The sequence below is a fragment of the Candidatus Jidaibacter acanthamoeba genome (assembly GCF_000815465.1).
In the GTDB taxonomy this organism is placed as follows: domain Bacteria; phylum Pseudomonadota; class Alphaproteobacteria; order Rickettsiales; family Midichloriaceae; genus Jidaibacter; species Jidaibacter acanthamoebae.
Genome location: NZ_JSWE01000192.1, coordinates 1 through 1,204 on the forward strand (window position 1 = coordinate 1; position 1,204 = coordinate 1,204).

Sequence of the window (1,204 nt, forward strand, 5' to 3'; positions counted from 1 at the left end):
ATAAGGTAAATAAAAAAGAAAAACGATGTCAACAAGTCCATATAGTTTAGATCTAAGAGAGAAAGTAATAAGATACTTGGAAGCAGGGAATAGCCAAAGGGAAGCAGCAAAAGTATTCAATTTGAGCAAGACCACAGTAAACAAATGGCATGTTAGGTATAAGAGCGAAGGGCATTTTTGTGCTCGAAAGCGACCGGGTGCGAAGCCAAGAATAGATATTGAAAAATTTATAAGGTATGTAGAGGAGAACCTGAATGCTAGAGCGGAAGATATAGGCAAAGCATTTGGGATGAGTAGCGGAGGAGGGATTTACTGATTGAAAAAGCTAGGATTTATCTATAAAAAAAAGCCTTTACCTATGTGGAAGCTAGTGAAGAGAGGAGGTTAGAATACTTAGACTCTATTAAAGCAATAGATAGAGATAAGCTTGTATACATTGATGAAAGCGGGATAGATGTAAATATATGTAAGGATAGAGGGTGGGGCATGAAAGGGATCCCACTCAGAGGGAAAAGGAGTGGAAAGTATTATCAAAGGACGAATATAGTTGCCGGATTAAATGCTAATCAAGTTGTAGCTCCTTGTGTTTTTAACGGCTCTTGTAACAGTGAGGTTTTTGAGAATTGGGTAGAGCAGGAGTCTTTGCAGATAAGTGTGTAAAAGCCAAATAGGTTATTATGCAACTAAGGAATCAGAGAATTCAATAATGAATCTATTCATAGCTGATTTCCAATCCTTAACTGGCATAGTCCACTTTTTAGAAATTTTGTCAATTGCTAAAAAGAGAATTTTAAAAACTGCATCGTCATTTGGAAAAGCACGCTTATTTTTAATTACCTTGCGTAGGGTCATATTCATAGACTCTATAGCATTTGTGGTATAAATGGCTTTTCTGATGTCCTCAGGATAGGCAAAAAATGTGGTAATATGCTCCCAATGTTTAAGCCAGGATTGACTGATTGAGGGGTATTTAGTACCCCCCCTAAGGGCAAAGGTTTCAAGCGCCATCTCGGCTTCTTGGAGAGTTTTTGCCGTATAAATTTTCTTTAAATCTGCGCATAAAGCTTTTCTATCTTTCCAACTTACATATCTTAATGAGTTCCTTACCATATGAACAATACACAATTGCACTTTGGCTTTTGGATATACTGTAGATATAGCTTCTCTAGAATCCGGTCAAACCGTCAACACAAGCTATAAATAT

2 protein-coding genes and 1 pseudogene are annotated in these 1,204 nt (G+C 37.0%); 2 read left to right on the forward strand and 1 reads right to left on the reverse strand.

Annotated features, from left to right (window positions below; all coding sequences use genetic code 11):
- Positions 1-25: 25 nt before the first annotated feature.
- Together NF27_RS09160 and NF27_RS09165 are read left to right on the forward strand one after the other, a co-directional pair.
- On the forward strand, positions 26-316 hold the full coding sequence (locus NF27_RS09160; protein WP_053332744.1) for an IS630 transposase-related protein: 291 nt from the start codon (positions 26-28) through the stop codon (positions 314-316).
- A 44-nt stretch (positions 317-360) separates the two neighbouring features.
- Positions 361-660 (forward strand): transposase, encoded by a 300-nt coding sequence (locus NF27_RS09165; RefSeq protein WP_039458669.1) that lies wholly within the window; start codon positions 361-363, stop codon positions 658-660.
- 15 nt (positions 661-675) lie between these two features.
- On the opposite strand, the pseudogene NF27_RS09170 reads toward NF27_RS09165, so the two are convergent.
- Positions 676-1,204: pseudogene (locus tag NF27_RS09170) on the reverse strand (IS256 family transposase); the annotation flags it as partial.

Excerpts from the sequence above, each read along its gene's own strand:
- NF27_RS09160 (WP_053332744.1), top strand. The coding sequence starts at position 26 with ATGTCAACAAGTCCATATAGTTTAGATCTAAGAGAGAAAGTAATAAGA.